Source organism: Pseudidiomarina andamanensis (assembly GCF_009734345.1).
GTDB classification, from domain to species: Bacteria; Pseudomonadota; Gammaproteobacteria; order Enterobacterales; family Alteromonadaceae; genus Pseudidiomarina; species Pseudidiomarina andamanensis.
Genome location: NZ_CP032551.1, coordinates 1,215,001 through 1,233,174, shown reverse-complemented (window position 1 = coordinate 1,233,174; position 18,174 = coordinate 1,215,001). Strand labels below are relative to the sequence as shown.

The 18,174-nt window shown below is 47.4% G+C and carries 15 protein-coding genes and 1 tRNA gene (1 of these 16 only partly in view); 9 read left to right on the top strand and 7 right to left on the bottom strand.

The genetic code is table 11. The annotated features are described in order from the left end of the window. Positions 1 to 46: 46 nt before the first annotated feature. Positions 47 to 2,764, top strand: a complete 2,718-nt coding sequence (locus D3795_RS05950; protein WP_156267051.1) for a TonB-dependent receptor plug domain-containing protein — start codon at positions 47 to 49, stop codon at positions 2,762 to 2,764. A 131-nt stretch (positions 2,765 to 2,895) separates the two neighbouring features. Here D3795_RS05950 and D3795_RS05945 read toward each other — a convergent pair. The 4 genes from D3795_RS05945 to D3795_RS05930 all read right to left on the bottom strand — a co-directional run bounded on the left by D3795_RS05945 (position 2,896) and on the right by D3795_RS05930 (position 7,054). After that, positions 2,896 to 2,971 (bottom strand) — tRNA-Phe (locus tag D3795_RS05945). A gap of 105 nt (positions 2,972 to 3,076) precedes the next feature. After that, on the bottom strand, positions 3,077 to 4,984 hold the full coding sequence (gene speA / locus D3795_RS05940; protein WP_156267050.1) for a biosynthetic arginine decarboxylase: 1,908 nt from the start codon (positions 4,982 to 4,984) through the stop codon (positions 3,077 to 3,079). Beyond that, entirely contained in the window at positions 4,984 to 5,934 is a 951-nt protein-coding gene (gene speB, locus D3795_RS05935; protein ID WP_310942457.1) for an agmatinase, read from the bottom strand. Before speB ends, speA begins: the two co-directional genes overlap by 1 nt. Positions 5,935 to 6,028: 94 nt before the next feature. Beyond that, a complete protein-coding gene (locus D3795_RS05930; RefSeq protein WP_156267048.1) occupies positions 6,029 to 7,054 on the bottom strand; it encodes an ATP-dependent 6-phosphofructokinase in 1,026 nt (341 codons plus the stop codon). Between the two features lie 68 nt (positions 7,055 to 7,122). On the opposite strand from D3795_RS05930, the gene D3795_RS05925 reads away from it, so the two are divergent. Then, positions 7,123 to 8,202, top strand: a complete 1,080-nt coding sequence (locus D3795_RS05925; protein WP_156267046.1) for an Ldh family oxidoreductase — start codon at positions 7,123 to 7,125, stop codon at positions 8,200 to 8,202. Here the strand turns inward: D3795_RS05925 and pdxH are convergent, their stop codons facing one another. Together pdxH and D3795_RS05915 are read right to left on the bottom strand one after the other, a co-directional pair. Further along, a complete protein-coding gene (pdxH, locus tag D3795_RS05920) occupies positions 8,203 to 8,841 on the bottom strand; it encodes a pyridoxamine 5'-phosphate oxidase (protein ID WP_156267044.1) in 639 nt (212 codons plus the stop codon). A 34-nt stretch (positions 8,842 to 8,875) separates the two neighbouring features. Next, positions 8,876 to 10,555 (bottom strand): amidohydrolase, encoded by a 1,680-nt coding sequence (locus D3795_RS05915; RefSeq protein ID WP_156267042.1) that lies wholly within the window; start codon positions 10,553 to 10,555, stop codon positions 8,876 to 8,878. Positions 10,556 to 10,751: 196 nt separating this feature from the next. Here D3795_RS05915 and D3795_RS05910 point away from each other — a divergent pair, with 196 nt between their 5' ends. The 4 genes from D3795_RS05910 (at position 10,752) to glnB (ending at position 13,959) form a co-directional block, all read left to right on the top strand. After that, the gene (locus D3795_RS05910; RefSeq protein ID WP_126760437.1) at positions 10,752 to 11,378 is read left to right on the top strand and encodes a LuxR C-terminal-related transcriptional regulator; all 627 of its coding nucleotides are present in this window, start codon (positions 10,752 to 10,754) and stop codon (positions 11,376 to 11,378) included. Beyond that, on the top strand, positions 11,379 to 11,900 hold the full coding sequence (locus D3795_RS05905) for a DUF1285 domain-containing protein (RefSeq protein WP_156267040.1): 522 nt from the start codon (positions 11,379 to 11,381) through the stop codon (positions 11,898 to 11,900). 78 nt (positions 11,901 to 11,978) lie between these two features. Beyond that, a complete protein-coding gene (locus D3795_RS05900; protein ID WP_156267038.1) occupies positions 11,979 to 13,634 on the top strand; it encodes an NAD+ synthase in 1,656 nt (551 codons plus the stop codon). Continuing rightward, on the top strand, positions 13,621 to 13,959 hold the full coding sequence (gene glnB / locus D3795_RS05895) for a nitrogen regulatory protein P-II (RefSeq protein ID WP_092858279.1): 339 nt from the start codon (positions 13,621 to 13,623) through the stop codon (positions 13,957 to 13,959). The genes D3795_RS05900 and glnB overlap by 14 nt, the downstream gene beginning before the upstream one ends. 19 nt (positions 13,960 to 13,978) lie before the next feature. Here the strand turns inward: glnB and D3795_RS05890 are convergent, their stop codons facing one another. Next, on the bottom strand, positions 13,979 to 14,740 hold the full coding sequence (locus D3795_RS05890; RefSeq protein ID WP_156267036.1) for an outer membrane protein assembly factor BamD: 762 nt from the start codon (positions 14,738 to 14,740) through the stop codon (positions 13,979 to 13,981). 120 nt (positions 14,741 to 14,860) lie between these two features. Between D3795_RS05890 and rluD the strand changes: the two genes are divergently transcribed. The 3 genes from rluD to clpB form a co-directional block, all read left to right on the top strand. Next, positions 14,861 to 15,829 carry a 23S rRNA pseudouridine(1911/1915/1917) synthase RluD gene (gene rluD, locus D3795_RS05885; protein ID WP_156267034.1) on the top strand — a complete coding sequence of 323 codons (969 nt, stop codon included), beginning with the start codon at positions 14,861 to 14,863 and terminating at the stop codon, positions 15,827 to 15,829. Positions 15,830 to 15,843: 14 nt separating this feature from the next. Then, positions 15,844 to 16,539 carry a peptidoglycan editing factor PgeF gene (pgeF, locus tag D3795_RS05880; RefSeq protein ID WP_156267032.1) on the top strand — a complete coding sequence of 232 codons (696 nt, stop codon included), beginning with the start codon at positions 15,844 to 15,846 and terminating at the stop codon, positions 16,537 to 16,539. 77 nt (positions 16,540 to 16,616) lie between these two features. Then, positions 16,617 to 18,174 carry the 5' portion of an ATP-dependent chaperone ClpB gene (gene clpB / locus D3795_RS05875; protein WP_156267030.1) on the top strand. Its footprint extends 1,016 nt past the window's final position, so the window shows 1,558 of its 2,574 coding nt (coding positions 1-1,558); the start codon lies at positions 16,617 to 16,619; its stop codon lies beyond the right edge, outside the window.

Here is an 18,174-nt window from a genome sequence, read left to right as displayed (position 1 = left end):
CGTGCTTATGGCACGCCTGCTATTACCGATAACGCAGGAGTTGACGATGAGCACCAATTATAAACTCAAGCCGCTAGCCCTAGCGGTCAGTATTGCCCTTCTTGCGAGTGGTCAGGCGTACGCGCAGCAGCAAGAAACCGAGCAAACAACTACCGAAACCGCGGCTGATACCACGATTGAAGAAGTTGTAACCACCGGTACCCGTTTACAAGGCAGCGCTGCCGCTGTTGTTGATGAGCGTAAAAACCAAGCCTTCGTAGCAGATATTCTTGGTGCTGAACAGTTATCAAGAACCGGCGATAGCGATGCAGCTTCGGCATTACGTCGTGTCACAGGTTTGACCCTTGTTGACGGTAAATATGTTTATGTTCGTGGTTTAGGTGAGCGTTATTCAAGCGCACGATTAAACGGCGCAAGCATTCCTAGCCCTGACTTAACCCGTAACGTTATTCCACTCGATATTATTCCCTCAACCATTATCGAGAGCTTAGCGGTACAGAAAGTATTCTCGCCTGCCATGCCTGCAGCCTTTGGTGGCGGTAATATTGATATCCGTACCAAATCATTACCGTCTGATTTCCAAGTGAATCTTGAGGTTGGTATCGGTCAAAACACCAATGCTTCTGATGGTTATACCTACAGTCGTAACGAAGCTGGCGTACCACAAAATATTCGCGAAGCTATTGTGAAATATCGTGGTGATTTTAGTCTGCGTAACATTGTGGGGCGCGAAGGTCTCGTTGATAACGAAACGGGTACAGCAAGTGAACAAGCGCGTGCTATTAATGCACAGTTAGCGCAATCGTTGCCGCGCGATGTCGCGTTGCAAGAAGACTCGTTAGATCCGAATTACAGCATTAAAGCTAGTATTGGTAACAGCTTCGACGAAGAATACTTCGGCGGCAGCATCGGCTTCTTACTGGCTGGCGCCTACGACACCAAGTGGGATGTGTCTGAGCGCACTAACGCAGTACTGAGTGAGAACGCCACTGAAGGCTGTGCGACCACACTGAACAGTGCCGAAGAAGTTTCGAACTCGTGCTACAACACGTTAAGTGAAACCACGCTGACCACCGAAACAGAGCGTTTAAACGGTGTGTTTAGTGTCGGCTATGAGCTTGATACGCACAGTGTCAGCTATACCAAGTTGTATTTGACTGATTCTGAAGATGAGTCTGAGTTCGGCATCATGCAAAGTCCAAATGGTAGTAACTTAAAAACTATCTTTGGTTCTGGCTTGGCGAACCGCGAACACGAATTTAAGTACGAAGAGCGCACGCTCGATATCGACCAAATTCGTGGTCAGCATACCTTCCTAGATTACTGGGGTATTGGCTTTGATTGGCAGTACACTGAATCTGAAGCGCAAACAGATATTCCAACGGATAATTCGTATCGTTTCGATGATTTGTACGGCAGCCAGGGTGAATACTTAGCCACGGTTGTCACCGGTGATGATAACCGTGCGGTATATCAGTACGTGGATATGCAAGACAACGTGAAATCGTACAGCGGTAACTTTAGCTTACCAACTAATTTCGCCGGCATGGATGTCGAATTGAAAGCGGGCTACGACTTCACCGATAAAGCACGTTATTACACCACTGATCGCTTTGCTATGGATAACGGTTCAGGTTTGCGTGTTACCGTTAACGAAGATGCGAATGACGTGTTGGGCGTCACCGATTATCTGACTGACGAGCGCATTGCTGAGAACAACTTTTTGTTGTCTTACCGTGAGCCAACGTCACCAGATGCCGATGATTACATGGCGGTGCAGAAAATCGATGCGTTTTACGGCTCGTTTGATGCATTCCTGACTAACAGCTGGCGTTTAGCTGGTGGTGTGCGTTGGGAAGAGTTCAAGCAAGTGTCATTGGCTACTTCAAGCTTGATTTTCACGCGTGAAGATCTGGAAACCTTCTACTCGCTCGAGCGTATTCTAAACGGTACAACCGTGGAAGATGACTTCTACCCAGCATTGTCATTAACTTATATCAGCGACGATAATTACCAATTACGTTTTGGTTTCTCTGAAACGGTTGTTCGCCCTGATATTCGTGAAACGGTGCCAGTTGCTTACTACGACCCAATTACCGACATTCGTACTATCGGTCGTGCGGGCCTTGAAAGCAGCCCAATGATGAACTTAGACGCGCGTTTCGAGTACTTTGCTGGCAACGGTGATAACTATACCGTCTCGGCTTTCTACAAGGATATTGAAAAGCCAATTGAGTCAGTACTAAGTGTTGGTGACGAAGAGTACACGTTGAACTACGTGAACGGTATTTCAGCTGAAGTATACGGCGTGGAATTCGAGTGGTTACATGACCTTGCTTATCTGGCTGACGGCTTCTTCACCGCTGGTAACCTAACCTTAAGTGACTCAGAAGCAGTGATTGACCCAGCGCTAGCGGGTAACTTAACCAACCCAACCAAGCGCATGACAGGCCATTCAAAGTACGTTGCTAACTTTCAGTTAGGCTACGACTCGCTGAATGGCAATCACTCAAGCTCGCTAGTGTACAACGTGTTTGGTGAGCGCATCTTGGCCGCTGGTATCGGTGGTCGTGGTGATGCTTACGAGCAACCGTTCCACTCACTTGATTTGGTTTACAACTATTACCCAGACTTTAACTCGAAAATTAGTTTCAAAGTGCAGAACTTGCTTGGCGAAGACCAAGAAGTGACGCAGTCTGACGTAATTGTACAAACCCGTGAAGTAGGGCAAGTGTTCAGCTTAAGCTACAGCTACGAGTTCTAATTCGCAGCACAGAATGACGAAAGGAGAGGGGCGCAGGATGCGCCCTTTTTTTGTGTTTGTTGCTGGTACAAATCTGGTACAGCGCCAGAACGAAAAAAGCCTCGCAATTTCTTGCGAGGCTTTTCGAATAATGGTGCCCAGAGGCGGAATCGAACCACCGACACGGGGATTTTCAATCCCCTGCTCTACCGACTGAGCTATCTGGGCGTCGGGGCGTATTAAACGAGTTTTTCGGGTCTGAGTCAACCGCTTTTTTAAGGAAAATCGGTGAATTCAGACCGTTTGCTCAGTAAATACGCAATTTGGTTGGTTTTACACCTTTAAGTAGGTGCTACCCGCCAAACACTTCTCGTAATAGTCAGTCCACTTCACACCTTCACGTGGTGCGATGTGGCCTTTACGAACTTCACGATCAATCGACTTCTTCACGGTTTTGGCCATGAAATCGGTGTTGTATTGCATCGTCTCAAGCACTTTCTCAGCCGAGGTACCCGGAACTACCTCTTCAATGTAAAAGTCGCCTGGTTCGTCATCGTGGCAGTAAATATGCACTTCGGTTAAACGGCCGAATAAGTTGTGCATATCGCCCATCACGTCTTGATAGGCACCGGTTAAGAACATACCAACGTAATAGTTATCGCCTTTGCGTAACGCATGCATTGGAATGTTATCGCTGATTTCGGTGCCTTCAATGTATTTGCTTAGCTTACCGTCACTATCACAGGTAATGTCGACAATAGAGCAGCGTACTTCTGGCTTCTCGTTTAAGCGGCTAATTGGAACAATAGGGAGTACTTGGCCAATGGCCCAAGTATCGGCCGCCGATTGGAAAATTGAGAAGTTACACAAGTATTGGCTCGCCAACATGTCTTCGAGTTCTTCCAATTCTTGGAACACGAAGCTTTCGCGATCAAGCGATTGATGAATCTCGCTCAAAATGCGCCAGTACATGGTGTCGAGCTTCGCCATTTCTTCTAACGATAAAATACCGAGCTTAAATGCTTCGTAAGCGCTCTGTTTGAAAGATGCTGCGTCGTTGTAACGTTCTTGCGGGTGCATATCCGCAGCGTTCACAAGTTCACGCATATTGCTCACAAGAATGTGTTCGTCGGTGCTGGCGCTGATATCAAACTGCGCGCCGGTGTTTTTAATTTCACCGACAATGTTGGTCACCACACAGCTGTGGTGAGCGGTAATGGCGCGGCCACTTTCGCTCACAAGGTTCGGGTGCGGCACTTCTTCCAAATCACAGATTTGTTTCACACCATAAACCACGTCGGCAACGTATTCTTCGGTTGAGTAGTTACGCGACGAGTCGGTAGTTGAACTGGTGCCGTCATAATCGATACCAAGGCCACCACCAATGTCTAAATATTCCAGCGGCACACCAATTTGAACGAGCTTGGCGTACAAACGAGCGCCCTCAGAAACCGCTTCTTTCACTTTGCGGATATCTGACATTTGGCTGCCGATATGGAAGTGTAATAATTTCGCACAGTGCAGCATGTCTTCTTTTTTCAGAAGCTCAACAATGTTCAAAATTTCAGTGATGCTTAAACCAAATTTTGCTCGGTCGCCGCTTGAGCCAGCCCATTTGCCAGCGCTGCGGACCATCATTTTGCTACGCAAACCAATCATTGGTTCCACGCCGAGCTTTTTCGCCAGCGGAATCAACATTTCAAGTTCGCTGAACTTTTCAATGACAATGATCATTTTGCGGCGTAACTGACGGCCAAGTAGGGCGAGGGTCAAGTAGTCCTCATCCTTATAACCATTAAGAACGGTTAACGCATTTGGGTTCTCGTTGTAGGCAAGTACGGCCATCAACTCCGGCTTTGAACCAGCCTCAAGACCGTAATCGTACGGTTCGCCAGCATCGATGATTTCTTCAACCACCTCACGCATCTGGTTCACTTTAATTGGGAACACACCAACGTAGCGAGCATTGTAGCCAGCATCCGCGATAGTTTTAGCAAAGGTTTCGTTCAGTATTTCAACTTGCGAGCGCAGGATATCGTGAAAACGAATAACCGCAGGCAACTGAATGCCTTCGGCTAAGATTTCATCCACCACTTCTTGCATATCGATGGTGACATCAGGCAAACGGTGGTTTGGTGCGATTTGAATGCTGCCGTTTGCACCAATTGAGAAATATCCAGCACCCCAGCGGTTTACACCGTAGAGTTCTTCGGCATCGTCGATTGTCCAGTTCTGAGCCATCAGCGAGCCCCTTTTTCGTTCAAAATGATCAATAGTTCGCGCACAATTTTTGCAGCAAACACGTCAGAGTTACCGGTAGGATCGATCTCCGGTGATAGCTCAACAACATCGCCACCGACAAGATTCTTGCCACGCAATAACTTCATCAAGCTGACGTATGAGTGAAAATCTTCACCACCTGGCTCAGGGGTACCGGTACCCGGTAAAAATGCCGGATCAAAGTAATCCAGATCAAGCGTCAGATAAATTGGGCGGTCGTCAGCAATGGCTGCCACGCTATCTAAAAAGTCTTTACGAGATTTACGCACCGTGCCGTGCTCATTCATGTATTGGTATTCTTCGCGAGTGCCTGAACGAATTCCGTACTGAATGAGTTCGTGGCCCGGACCAAAATGATCAAGCGCGCGACGAATAATCGATGCGTGTGAATAATGATAACCCAAGAAGCCATCACGCAAATCAGCATGCGCATCAAGGTGCAGTAACACTAAATCAGGGTATTGCTGTAAATATTTGCGAATTGGCGCATACGAAATCGAGTGTTCGCCACCAAGCGTTAACACGCGAATATTGTTTGCCTGTAAGTCGAGCGGTTGAAAAATCTCGTCAAACTGGTCGCTGGCGTGTTGCCACTGCGCTTCCACATCATCACTTGAGCCAAGCGATAAATTGCCCAAATCATAAAACGGGAGATCAAACAGATCCGCATCGAGGTATGGCGAATAGCTTTCGATATCTTCCGACACAGCACGCAGGCCGTCAGGGCCGTTACGTGTTCCTTTGCGAAAACATGCAGTACCATCAAAACCGAAGCCGATAATATGCGTGCCGTTGGCGTACACTGAGTTATCGGTGGTTGCACCAAAAAACTCACGCACAGACGCGTCAGTTTTTACAGCTTCAGCAACTTTCGTCTGAGCGGTTTGTTGATTTGGGTTTTGTTGACTCAAGGTGATTCACCTCCGTTCGTTCAACAGGGTTGATTTTGGCAAATTAAAAAGGGGCATATTATCCGTATAATTGCCCCAAATTGCCACTATCTGATTAACTACGCGCTGACTTTTTTACTGGATTAAAAATCTCGTGTTGAATACGTAAAAGATTCGCATCAAGTGGGTTCTTTTTGGTCCAAGTATCCACCAATGGCACTTCAACCATTTGACCGGCTTTGATACCCGCCATAACCTCAGTTTTGCCCTGCAGAATAAGCTCTACAGCGTGAACACCTAGTTCTGACGCGAGCACGCGATCGGATGATGTGGGTGGCCCACCACGTTGAATGTGACCGAGTAAGCAAGGGCGACATGGCAAACTGTATTCAGCTTCAAGCTGCTCTGACAATGCCACCGCACCGCCTGGCCATTGATGTTCACTCAAGACCATGACGTAACTGCCGGCACCGCGCACTTCTTCAACGCGCTTAATGTGCTTGACTAGCGCGGCAATGGTTAGTGGTTTATCTTTTTGCAGTTCTGGCAAAATCATGCGTTCGGCGCCGGCTGCCATGGCGCTTTTGAGGCCGATAAAACCAGCATGACGGCCCATCACTTCCACAATAAACACGCGGTCCATCGCATCGGCGGTATCACGAATTTTATCCAAAGCGTCCATTGCAATCGCGACCGCTGTCGAATAACCGATGGTGGCGTCGGTGCCGTATAAATCGTTATCAATGGTGCCAGGCACGCCAATGATTTGGCCTTTCCAGTGTTGGCTTAAGTGATGAGCGCCGCGGAACGAGCCGTCGCCGCCAATAACAACGAGTGCGCTGATGCCGAGAGAATCAAGGTTAGTTGCTGCTAATTGCGCACTCTCAACCTCCTTAAAGCGAGGGCATCGAGCGCTTTTAATAATCGTTCCTGAATACTGCAAAACATGCAGGACATCAGCGCCCTTTAGTGGCACATGTTCATTATTTAACAAGCCTTCGTAGCCATGACGAAACGCAATCACTTCCATGCCATAGTGCTCGGCAGCCAATACCACTGCGCGCAGCGCTGCATTCATGCCAGGGGCGTCACCACCGCTGGTTAGCACACCAATCCGTTGCTTTGTCGATGTTTCAGACACCTCTATACTCCTCTTTCCTATTGTCTGATAAGCTTATCGAAGTTATCTCAATTTACAATGAAGCGCACATGTCAGAGCAAAAAAATATTCATATTTCAGCAGATTCTATTCGTCAGTGGGCACAAAACTGCCTGCAACAGGCCGGTGCCGAGGAGTCAATTGCCGCTGCGATGGCGGAGAATTTGGTTGCCGCCGATTTAATGGGATTTCGAACCCATGGCTTAATGCGTTTGCGTTACAACATTAATTGTCTACGTGATGGCAGTTCACGACCAAGCGGCGACTATCAGGTTGTAAGCAAGCGTGCTGCAGTGCAGTTATGGGACGCTGATTTACTTTCTGGACTTTACGTGGTGCCGCAAGCGGTTGATGCGGCGATTGGGATGGCGCGCGAATGCGGTACTGGTACGGTTATTGTGAAGCGGGCTCAACACGTAGCTGCGCTTGCGGTATACCTTGAGCGAGCGGTGAATGAAGGCATGCTGATTCAATTGATGTGCGCCACGCCAGGGCAGCAAGTTGTGGCTCCGCATGGTGCAAAGTCAGCATGGTTTTCGCCAAATCCGTTTGCGATTGGCGCCCCAACTCAGTCGCGACCAATACTATTCGATATTAGCTTTTCGATGACTGCGGCAGGCAAAGTCCGTAAAGCCATTGCGGAACAGCAGCCGTTGCCATACTCAGCACTAATTACCGCCAGCGGCGACTACACCACCGATGCAACCACCTTTTTGAATGATCCTGCGAGTGTGTTGGCGCCGTTAGGTGGTCAAGAATTAGGCTATAAAGGTTCAGGCTTGTGTTTGTTTAGTGAGTTGTGGACGCTAGCGCTGAGCCAACTAGGGCGTCATCAAGAACAGCCCGGGCTGGATGCGAATACGGTATGGATTCAAGTGATTGACCCAAGCGCATTTGGCAATGTGGAAGAATTTAAAGCACAGGCTCAAGCGCTCGTTGATGGCATGAAAGCAGCGACACCAATTGATAAAAGCTATCCAATTCGTATTCCGGGTGAGGGCGCCATGGCGACGCGTGCGCGTCAGCTTCAAAGTGGGGTAGAGTACAGTCCTGAATTATGGCGGCAGCTCGAAAAGGTTGCTGATTTCATGCAACAACCTTTACCGAAACGGAGTAACGAAACTAACTAATTATGGCTGCAGGCGTTCAATGACCCATGCGTGATTGGCTTTGGTAAATGTGAAGCGGTCATGTAATCGATAACGACCGCCTTGCCAGAACTCAAACAGCTCCGGAACCACAAGGTACCCGCCCCAGGTTTGTGGCATGGGTACTTGTTGGTTTTTATACTTTTCGGTGAGCTCGTGGTAACGCGCTTCTAATTCGCTGCGGCTAGCAATCGGGTGACTCTGCGCTGAAGCAAGCGCACCTAATTGGCTCTCGCGTGGACGACTGTAAAAATACGCTTCGCTATCTTCACGTGAGATTTTCCGCGCGAATCCTTCAATTCGAACTTGCTGCTCAATGGCTAACCATGAAAAATGCATTGCTACACGGCTGTTGTTGTTGATGTCATGGCCTTTCTGGCTGTCGTAATTGGTGTAAAACACGAAGCCGTTGTCGCGTACTTCTTTTAGCAACACGATGCGCTGGTGCGGTTGATTATCCGCACCAACGGTCGCTAAGGTGAACGCAGTTGGATCGGTTTGCGACGGATGATCTTTCGCGGCAGCAAACCAATGCGCAAACTGCTGCATCGGATTGTCGACCAGAGATTCGCGGCACAATTTACCTTGCTCATAATCACGACGAACATTTTTTAAATCCATACTGCGTTATTTCCTTAGTTTTAACTGCGCTTTTTTATTTAGCTTGAAACTCAGCTTTGCCAGCAACGTATGTTGCAAGTACTTCGTTCTGCCATAGTATAGCTGCGTCACGGGCAAACGGATCATGATCTAACACAATGAAATCAGCCCATTTACCTGGCTCTAACGTACCAAGCTGCTGTTCTTGTCCGGCAGCGTAGGCGGCATCGAGTGTGAACGCGCGTAACGCTTGTTCTAAGGTTAATTTCTCATGCGCGTACCAACCACCTTTTGGTTGATTGTCACGATCTTGACGGGTTACTGCTGCGTGCAAACCAAAGAATGGATCGGCAAGTTCAACAGGGAAGTCAGAACCTGCAGCAATGATTGTGCCTTGCTCGGCAAACGTCTGCCATGCATACGCACCTTTCATGCGCGCTTTACCGAGTCGATCTTCTGCCATGTTTTTATCGCTAGTCGCGTGCGTTGGTTGCATGGATGCGATGATGTTCAACTCTTTAAAGCGCGGAATATCTTCTGGATGAACAATTTGAGAGTGTTCAATGCGATGACGCAAATTACGACCGCCAATGGTTTCAAACGCGTGTTCGTACTCATCCAGTACAATTCGGTTGGCACGGTCGCCAATGGCGTGCGTATTGATTTGGAAACCGTGTGGAATGATGAGTTCATATAGTTCACGAATACGCTCTTGCGAGGTCACCATCAAACCTTGTTGGTCTGGCGCGTCATGATATGGCGCTAACAACGCAGCGCCGCGGCTGCCCAGAGCACCATCACCATAGATTTTTACGCTGCGAACGGTGAGCTTGTCGTCCTCTGTCACATAGTGCCCAGCTGCAAGAAGCTCAGGTAGCTTTGGTTCTGTTGCGGATAACATGGCGTAAATACGCAGTGGCATTGCCTGTTTGTCAGCAAGGTCTTTATACACTTGTAGGGTCGTTGCATCGACACCCGCGTCATGAACGCCGGTGATGCCCCGCTCAAGGAGGTGATTAAAAGCTAACTTCAGCGCTTCTTCTTGTTGCTGCGCGGATGCCGCTGGAATCTTTTGTTCTACCAAGTTCATGGCATTATCAATGAGAACGCCAGTTGGTTTACCTTGCGCATCACGAATGATCTCACCACCATCTGGGCTTACGGTATCGGCTGTAATGCCTGCAATTTCTAATGCTTTGCTGTTAGCCCAAGCCGCGTGTCCGTCAACGCGAGTTAAATAAATTGGCTTATCAGAAGAAATTTCGTCAAGCGATTCAGCGGTAGGAAACGCTTTCACTGTCCAGTTTTCTTGGTTCCAACCACGACCTAGAATCCATTTTGCCGAAGGAACGCTTTTGGCGAATTTGGCGACCATAGATGCTGCGTCGCTTTGTGATTTCGCATCACGTAAATCAGCAAGCATTAAATTCTGACCAAGACCTAATACGTGACCATGCGCATCAATTAAACCTGGCAATACAAACTTGCCATTTAGGTTTACGCGTTTTTGTTCGGTAAGCGAGCCATATACGCTTTCGAGCTCAGCCAGCGTCCCAATGGCTGCAACCTTGCCATCGCGAATTAACATGGCGTCAAACTTAACCAGAACAGCCTCATTTCCCGGCTTTCCAGTTAATGTGTAACCATTAAAATTGTGAAAGAGAACATTTTGGGCAAATACTGCGCCAGAATGTAACATTAATAAAACAAAGCCAATTAAACGTAAAATTCTCATAAATTTCTCTTTATCATTGAATTTTATGGGCTATAGCACACTCAGACCCAATTCGGTTGTTTATATCTGAATTTGTAAATTTGGTTTTTTTACATAAATTTACAATTTAGTAACACAACAACTTCAAACATTCGTTAAAGCGTGTACAATACGCTAAATGTTAGTGAACAACTAAAACTAAAGCGCGTGGTTTTACATGAAAATATTAATAATAGATTCGCAATTTTTTGTACGTGCTGGACTTATCCAAGTACTCACTAGTTTTTCAGACCAGCTCGCTATTTACGAAGCCCCGAGCTTTGATATTGCGCAAGAATATTTGCGCCACCAAAACGACTATAACCTAATTTTCCTCGATATGGATATTCCCGATGCGGAAATCCGTCCGACCTTACAGACGCTGAAAAAAATGGCGCCAAGTTCGCATATTGTCTTGTTTAGCTGGCCACGCCCGCTGTCGGAAGTACGCCAAGCACTTAGTAACGGGGTACGTAGTTACTTGCCAAAAGATGCAAGCGCCGAAGAAGCGAAACAAGCAATTCGTATTCTGTTGCAAAACGACCGCTATTTACCAGAAGAGTCGCGACTAAACGACAACATCAATCGACAAGGGAGCGCTGAGCACTTTTTGTCGCCGCGTCAGTTGGAAATCATGCAGCTATTGGCACAAGGTTTATCCAACAAAGAAATCGCGACCATACTTGGCATTACCGAGGGAACCATTCGCGTTCACTTGTCTGCTATCTTTAAAGCTATCAAAGTATCGAATCGCACGGAAGCAACACTCTGGTATCTATTGCGCCAGAAGCGTTTGGTGGGCTAAATGAGTTTGGAGCAGATTCTTAGCTCGTTAGAGCAAGGGAAACATGCTCCAACTGAACGTTGGAACCCGCCGTATTGCGGTGAAATTCCTATTCATATCGATGAGCACGGGCAATGGCATTATCAGGGATCGCCAATTCAACGCGATAGACTGGTCAAGTTGTTCGCTAGCGTGTTGGTGCATGAAGAGGGCAATTTCTATTTAGTCACCCCCGCCGAGAAAGTCAAAATCAGCGTGGCTGATGTTCCCTTTGTTGTGGTTACTTGGACGCAAATCGCTGACGTTTCCCCGAGCGTGATTCAGGTAACGACCAATATCGATCAACAATTTGCTCTGTCAGAGCAACATCCACTCGTTGTACGCAATGAACAGCTGTACGTTGATTGTGGCCGAGACCTGTGGGCAAAAGTTCATCGTAATGTGATATATCAATGGGCGGAAATTGCCCAAGTACAGCAACAACATGGCCGTGATATTTACACCATTGAGAGTGCCGGTTTACGTTTTAATTTAAATCAATGATGGTGTTCTGAATTTGCGCGAAACATAACGCTGCTCTATCATACGCATCCTATTTGTAGCCGAGCTTGAGATACGTTCATGAAGCCTATAACGATAACGCTTGCCCAACTTGATTTTACGGTGGGTGCTATCACTCGCAATACCGAGTCGATTATCGCAACGTTGCAGCAATACGCTGATAGTGACTTAGTCATATTTCCTGAGCTCGCGATTACGGGGTATCCACCAGAAGATCTGCTGTTCCGAGATGATCTCGAGCAGCTCGTTTACCAAGCTTTAGATAAAATTGCGGCGGCGGCTGACACGAATCTTGCTATTGTTGGTCACCCGCAACGCGTCGGTGATGAACTTTATAATAGCGTTTCGGTATTGCACAAAGGTAAATGTCTTGCTCGCTATCATAAACAACGACTGCCGCAATATGGCGTGTTCGACGAACAGCGTTATTTCATTCCTGGCCACGACAATGGCATCTTCACTTGGCAAGGTCACCGCATTGGGCTGCTGATTTGCGAAGATCTTTGGCATGCGGCGCCGCTGGCGAGTCTTGCATCTGAGAACATCGACTTGGTGATTTCTCTAAATGCATCGCCGTACGAAGTTGAGAAACATCAGCAACGCTTACATATTTTGCAGCAACGAGTTAGCGAAACACGTATTCCAATTGTTTATGTTAATAACTGTGGCGGACAAGATGAATTGGTTTTCGATGGCCATTCGTTAGTAATGGATGCGAAGGGTGAGCTCGTTGCGGAGCTTCCGCACTGTCAAACTGCGTGTGCGAGTGTTCGAGCTGACAGCAACGGCTTACAGTTGCTTGATTCTCAATTTAAACCGCACGAACAATCGTTGCTAGCAGAAATTTATCAAGCACTCGTTTTAGCAGTGCGTGATTACGTCACGAAGAATGGATTTAAGGGCGTCACGCTTGGGTTATCCGGCGGTATTGATTCAGCGGTAACGATGGCGATTGCTGTTGATGCATTGGGGGCTGATAAAGTTCACGCCATTATGATGCCGTTTCGCTATACCTCGCAAATGAGCCAAGATGATGCGGCAGAGCAGGCTCGTCGTATGGGGGTAAAGTATGATGTTGTGGCAATTGAACCAATGTACGATGCATTCATGCAACAGCTGGAACCATTGTTTGCAGGCACCGAAAAAGATACCACAGAAGAGAACTTGCAAGCGCGCGCACGTGGCACTTTGTTAATGGCTGTCTCGAATAAAACACGTTCGTTAGTGTTAACTACTGGTAACAAGAGTGAATTAGCCGTTGGTTACTGTACGTTGTATGGCGATATGAACGGCGGCTTCGCGCCAATTAAAGATGTACCGAAAACCTTAGTATTCGAATTGGCTCGTTTTCGTAATTTAAAGCAAGAAGTTATTCCTGAGCGCGTCATTACGCGTCCGCCATCTGCCGAACTAGCGCCTGATCAAAAAGACCAAGATAGCTTGCCGCCTTATGATGTGTTAGACCGAATTTTGACACTCTATGTCGAGCAAGACTGGTCGCCTAACGCCATTATTGACTGTGGATTTGATGAAGCAGATGTCTTGCGTGTTGTGCGCTTGGTTGATATTAATGAGTACAAACGTCGACAGGGTGCTGTCGGCCCGAAAATAACAGCTCGCAATTTCGGCAAAGATCGTCGTTATCCAATTACTAATCACTTTCGTTATGAACTAGAACGACAAGTGCAAGCTCGGAGCTCTCATGAAAAAAATTGAAGCCATCATTAAGCCATTCAAACTGGATGATGTACGTGAAGCGTTATCAGAAATCGGTATTGCTGGTATGACTGTGGCTGAGGTCAAAGGCTTTGGTCGTCAAAAAGGGCATACCGAATTGTACCGTGGTGCAGAATACATGGTTGATTTTCTGCCGAAGGTGAAACTTGAGATTGTGGTTGCTGATGATCAAGTTGAGCGCTGTATCGATACAATTTTAGAAACAGCGCAGACCGGCAAAATCGGTGACGGTAAAATCTTTGTGACGAATGTAGAGCGTGTGATTCGAATTCGTACTGGCGAGGAAAATGAAGACGCGGTGTAAGGCACCGCGTCTATCGTCATTAATCAAGTTGTGACAGGTAGCTACTGCTCGGAAAGTTATGCTTCAGAGTTGCGACCGCATCAGAATACAGTTCAGTTAAGTCAAGGCTTCGATAAGCCTCAGCCATAATTGCCAGAGCGTGCTCAGCTTCAGGCGTATCACGAAAGTTTTCTAATACATATTTGCCGCGATTTGCTGCAGCTAAGTATGCTTCGCGCTTCATATAATACTGGGCAACCGCTAATTCATGACGTGCCAGTCGACTCTTAATACCAATCATGCGTTGACGCGCGTCGGCTGAATATTTGCTGTTGGGGAAGCGACGAACTAATTCGGCATAATCATCAAAAGCTTCGCGAGCTTTGGTTGGATCACGATCAGAGCGGTCAATACCGACCAAATCTTGGAATAGGTTCTCCGCCGCGCGTTCGTTGGTTAAACCACGCATATACAGCGCATAATCAACAGATTGATGATTTGGATTCAAGCGTGTGAAGCGATCAATCGCAGCCAGTGATTTATCAATATCACCCGTTTTGTAGTACACGTAAATTAAGTCGAGTTGAATTTGGTGTGTCAGCGGGCCGAATGGGAAGCGAGTATTTAGCGCTTCCAAAGTTTGTAGTGCACTACTGAAGTTGCCAGCTTGAATGGCTTGTTGCGCCCGCTCATACCCAACTTCGATGTCGGTCATTCGCGTATTTTCAAATTCATCAGGCGAACTTGAGCATGCACTCAAGGTCATGAGGGTTACACAGGCTACAATTAGACGAAATTTCATAATGTGTTTTTTTAATCTCTGTTGATTTAACTTTGGTGCAGCGTCCCAAACGGGTACACTATACATATTCACGCATTCTAGCGCAGCACTGGCTGCTTTCACAGGTCCGAATACGAATTTATGAGCGAACAGATTTCACTAACAGGAAATGTCCCCCCTTCGGCGAACGGCAAGCGATTGGACCAAACTCTCGCTGAGATGTTCCCAGATTATTCACGTTCTCGGTTAAAAAGCTGGATTACTGACGGACAAGTGAAGGTAGAGGGGCAGGTTGTTGATAAGCCTCGCGAGAAAGTTTTAGCCGGTATGGCCATTGAAGTGGCGGCCGAACTTGTGGAAGAACAACGTTTTGAAGCACAACCGATAGAATTAAAAATCGTCTACGAAGATGACGATATTTTAGTAATTAATAAGCCAGCTGGTTTAGTCGTACATCCAGGTGCAGGCACACCAGACGGCACATTGTTGAATGCCCTGTTGCATCACTTTCCAGCAATCGACCAAGTGCCGCGTGCCGGAATTATTCATCGGTTAGATAAAGATACCACTGGCTTGATGGTCGTTGCCAAAACCGTACCCGCACAAACTCACTTAGTTGCAGCCATGCAAGAACGTGAAATTACACGTGAATATGAAGCAGTGTGTAATGGTCCCATGACGGCAGGCGGCATGATTGATGAGCCGATTGCGCGTCATCCAACCAAGCGCACACATATGGCTGTTGTTGCATTAGGTAAGCCAGCGGTAACGCATTATCGTGTGGTTGAACGTTTCCGTGCTCATACGCATTTGCGTTTGCGTCTTGAAACTGGTCGTACGCACCAAATTCGCGTACACATGGCGCACTTGCGTCATCCGTTGGTAGGCGACTTTACTTATGGCGGGCGTCCGAGACCACCACAAAAGGCGAGCCCGGAGTTGCTGGAAACGTTGCGCAACTTCCGTCGCCAAGCACTGCATGCTGCCCGATTGTCACTGCATCATCCAATAACCGGTGAGTGGATGAGTTGGGAAGCCCCAACTCCTGATGATATGGTTGAGCTCATCGCGGCATTGCGTGCCGATAGACAAGAGCATCCAATCGACTAACCCAGGTATATTGAATGGAACTGCTAGATTGGAAATTACCAGAAGGCGTTTTTGCCGCCGTGACAACTGTTAGTCGGCCTGGCAATTTAGCAGTTCATGTTGATGATGATCCGGCCGCAGTCATTCGCAATCGCCGTCAATTGCAGCATGAATTAAATTTGCCGGTTGCACCACGTTGGCTTCGCCAAATACACAGCACACGCGTCGGTGATTTCAACGATGCCTATCCCACCATCGAAGCTGATGCGATGTACTCCAATCAACCCCACACGGTATGCGCTGTATTAACCGCTGATTGTTTGCCGATTTTATTATGCAGTCAGAATGGTACTGAAATAGCTGCCGTGCACGCTGGTTGGCGAGGGTTAGCTAGCGGCATTGTTGAGAAAGCATTGGCGCGCTTTAACTGTCCCTCAGACGAACTTTTAGCATATATCGGCCCCGCCATTTCAATGCCGGCGTTCGAGGTTGGTGACGAAGTGCGCGCCGCATTTATATCGACAGGTGCAGTTGATTCCGAGACATTTCGCTCCCATATTTCTGGTAAATGGCACGCGAATCTGCCGTTGTTAGCACAACGAATACTTGAACAACACGGCTGCCAAGCCGTTCAACAAAGTGGTCACTGTACTTATACAGATTCGCGTTGGTATTCCTATCGTCGTGATTCAAGTTGTGGTCGCATTGCGTCATTGATTTGGAAAAAATAAATCGCTGGCGCTTGAAATTTGCTCAGTAATACCCACATAAAGAATCAGGATATAGAAGATTTTTTTAAGGGGTAATCATGCGATTCGATAAATTAACCAACAAGTTCCAAGTGGCGATTGCTGACGCACAGTCATTGGCGTTGGGTCGCGACCATCAATTTATTGAGCCAGTGCATGTTATGCACGCTTTGATGACGCAAGATGGTGGCTCAATTCGTCCTTTATTAACCTTACTTCAGGTTGATTCAAATACATTAAAAACACAGTTGTCGACCGCTTTAGATAAGTTACCTAAAGTGGAAGGCACTGGCGGTGATGTTCAGGTTTCTGCAGCAACCGGAACACTTCTCAACCTTTGTGACAAATTCGCACAAAAACGCAACGATCAGTTTATTTCGTCTGAGCTGTTTGTGTTAGCGGCAACCGAAGACAAAGGTGCGCTTGGCGAGATCTTGAAAAAATTAGGTGTGACTCGTGAAAAAGTCGAGCAAGCAATTGAGAAGGTGCGAGGTGGTGAAGCTGTGAACGATCAAAATGCTGAAGATAAACGTGAAGCGTTGTCAAAATATACGATAGACCTAACTGAGCGAGCTGAACTCGGCAAGCTTGACCCTGTGATTGGTCGTGACGACGAAATTCGCCGCACTATTCAAGTACTGCAACGCCGCACCAAAAATAACCCTGTGTTAATTGGTGAGCCTGGTGTTGGTAAAACAGCGATAGTTGAAGGACTTGCCCAGCGTATTGTGAACGGTGAGGTACCGGAAGGCCTGAAGCACAAACGCGTACTCTCGTTAGATTTAGGTGCACTTCTTGCAGGCGCGAAATATCGCGGTGAATTTGAGGAGCGTCTGAAAGCCGTCTTGAATGAGCTAAGTAAAGAAGAAGGCCGCATCATTCTATTTATTGACGAGTTACATACCATGGTTGGTGCCGGTAAAGCAGATGGTGCCATGGATGCAGGCAATATGTTGAAGCCAGCGTTGGCCCGTGGTGAATTGCACTGTGTTGGTGCAACCACATTAGATGAGTATCGCCAGTATATTGAGAAAGATGCAGCGCTTGAACGCCGCTTCCAGAAAGTTCTGGTGGACGAGCCATCGGTGGAAGATACCATCGCAATCTTACGTGGCTTAAAAGAACGTTATGAAGTGCATCACTCAGTACAAATTACTGACCCAGCAATTGTTGCAGCGGCGTCATTGTCACATCGCTACATTAGTGATCGGCAATTGCCAGACAAAGCAATCGACCTGATTGATGAAGCGGCATCGAGCATTCGTATGCAAATCGATTCTAAGCCGGAAGATCTGGATCGCTTAGAGCGCCGCATTATTCAGTTGCAGCTTGAACAGAAGGCGCTGCAGAAAGAAAAAGATGAAGCGAGTAAGAAACGTCTAGAGTTATTAGAAGACGAACTTCAAGACCAGCAGCGCAAGTACGCTGAGCTTGAAGAAGTTTGGTTGTCTGAAAAAGCGGTGGTTCAGGGTGAGCAGAATATTAAAGCGCAACTTGAACAGGCGAAAACTGATTTGGAGATTGCTCGTCGTGCAAGCGATTTGAATCGCATGTCAGAGCTTCAGTACGGCAAAATTCCTGAACTAGAGCGTCAGTTGAAGGCTGCGACCGAAGCTG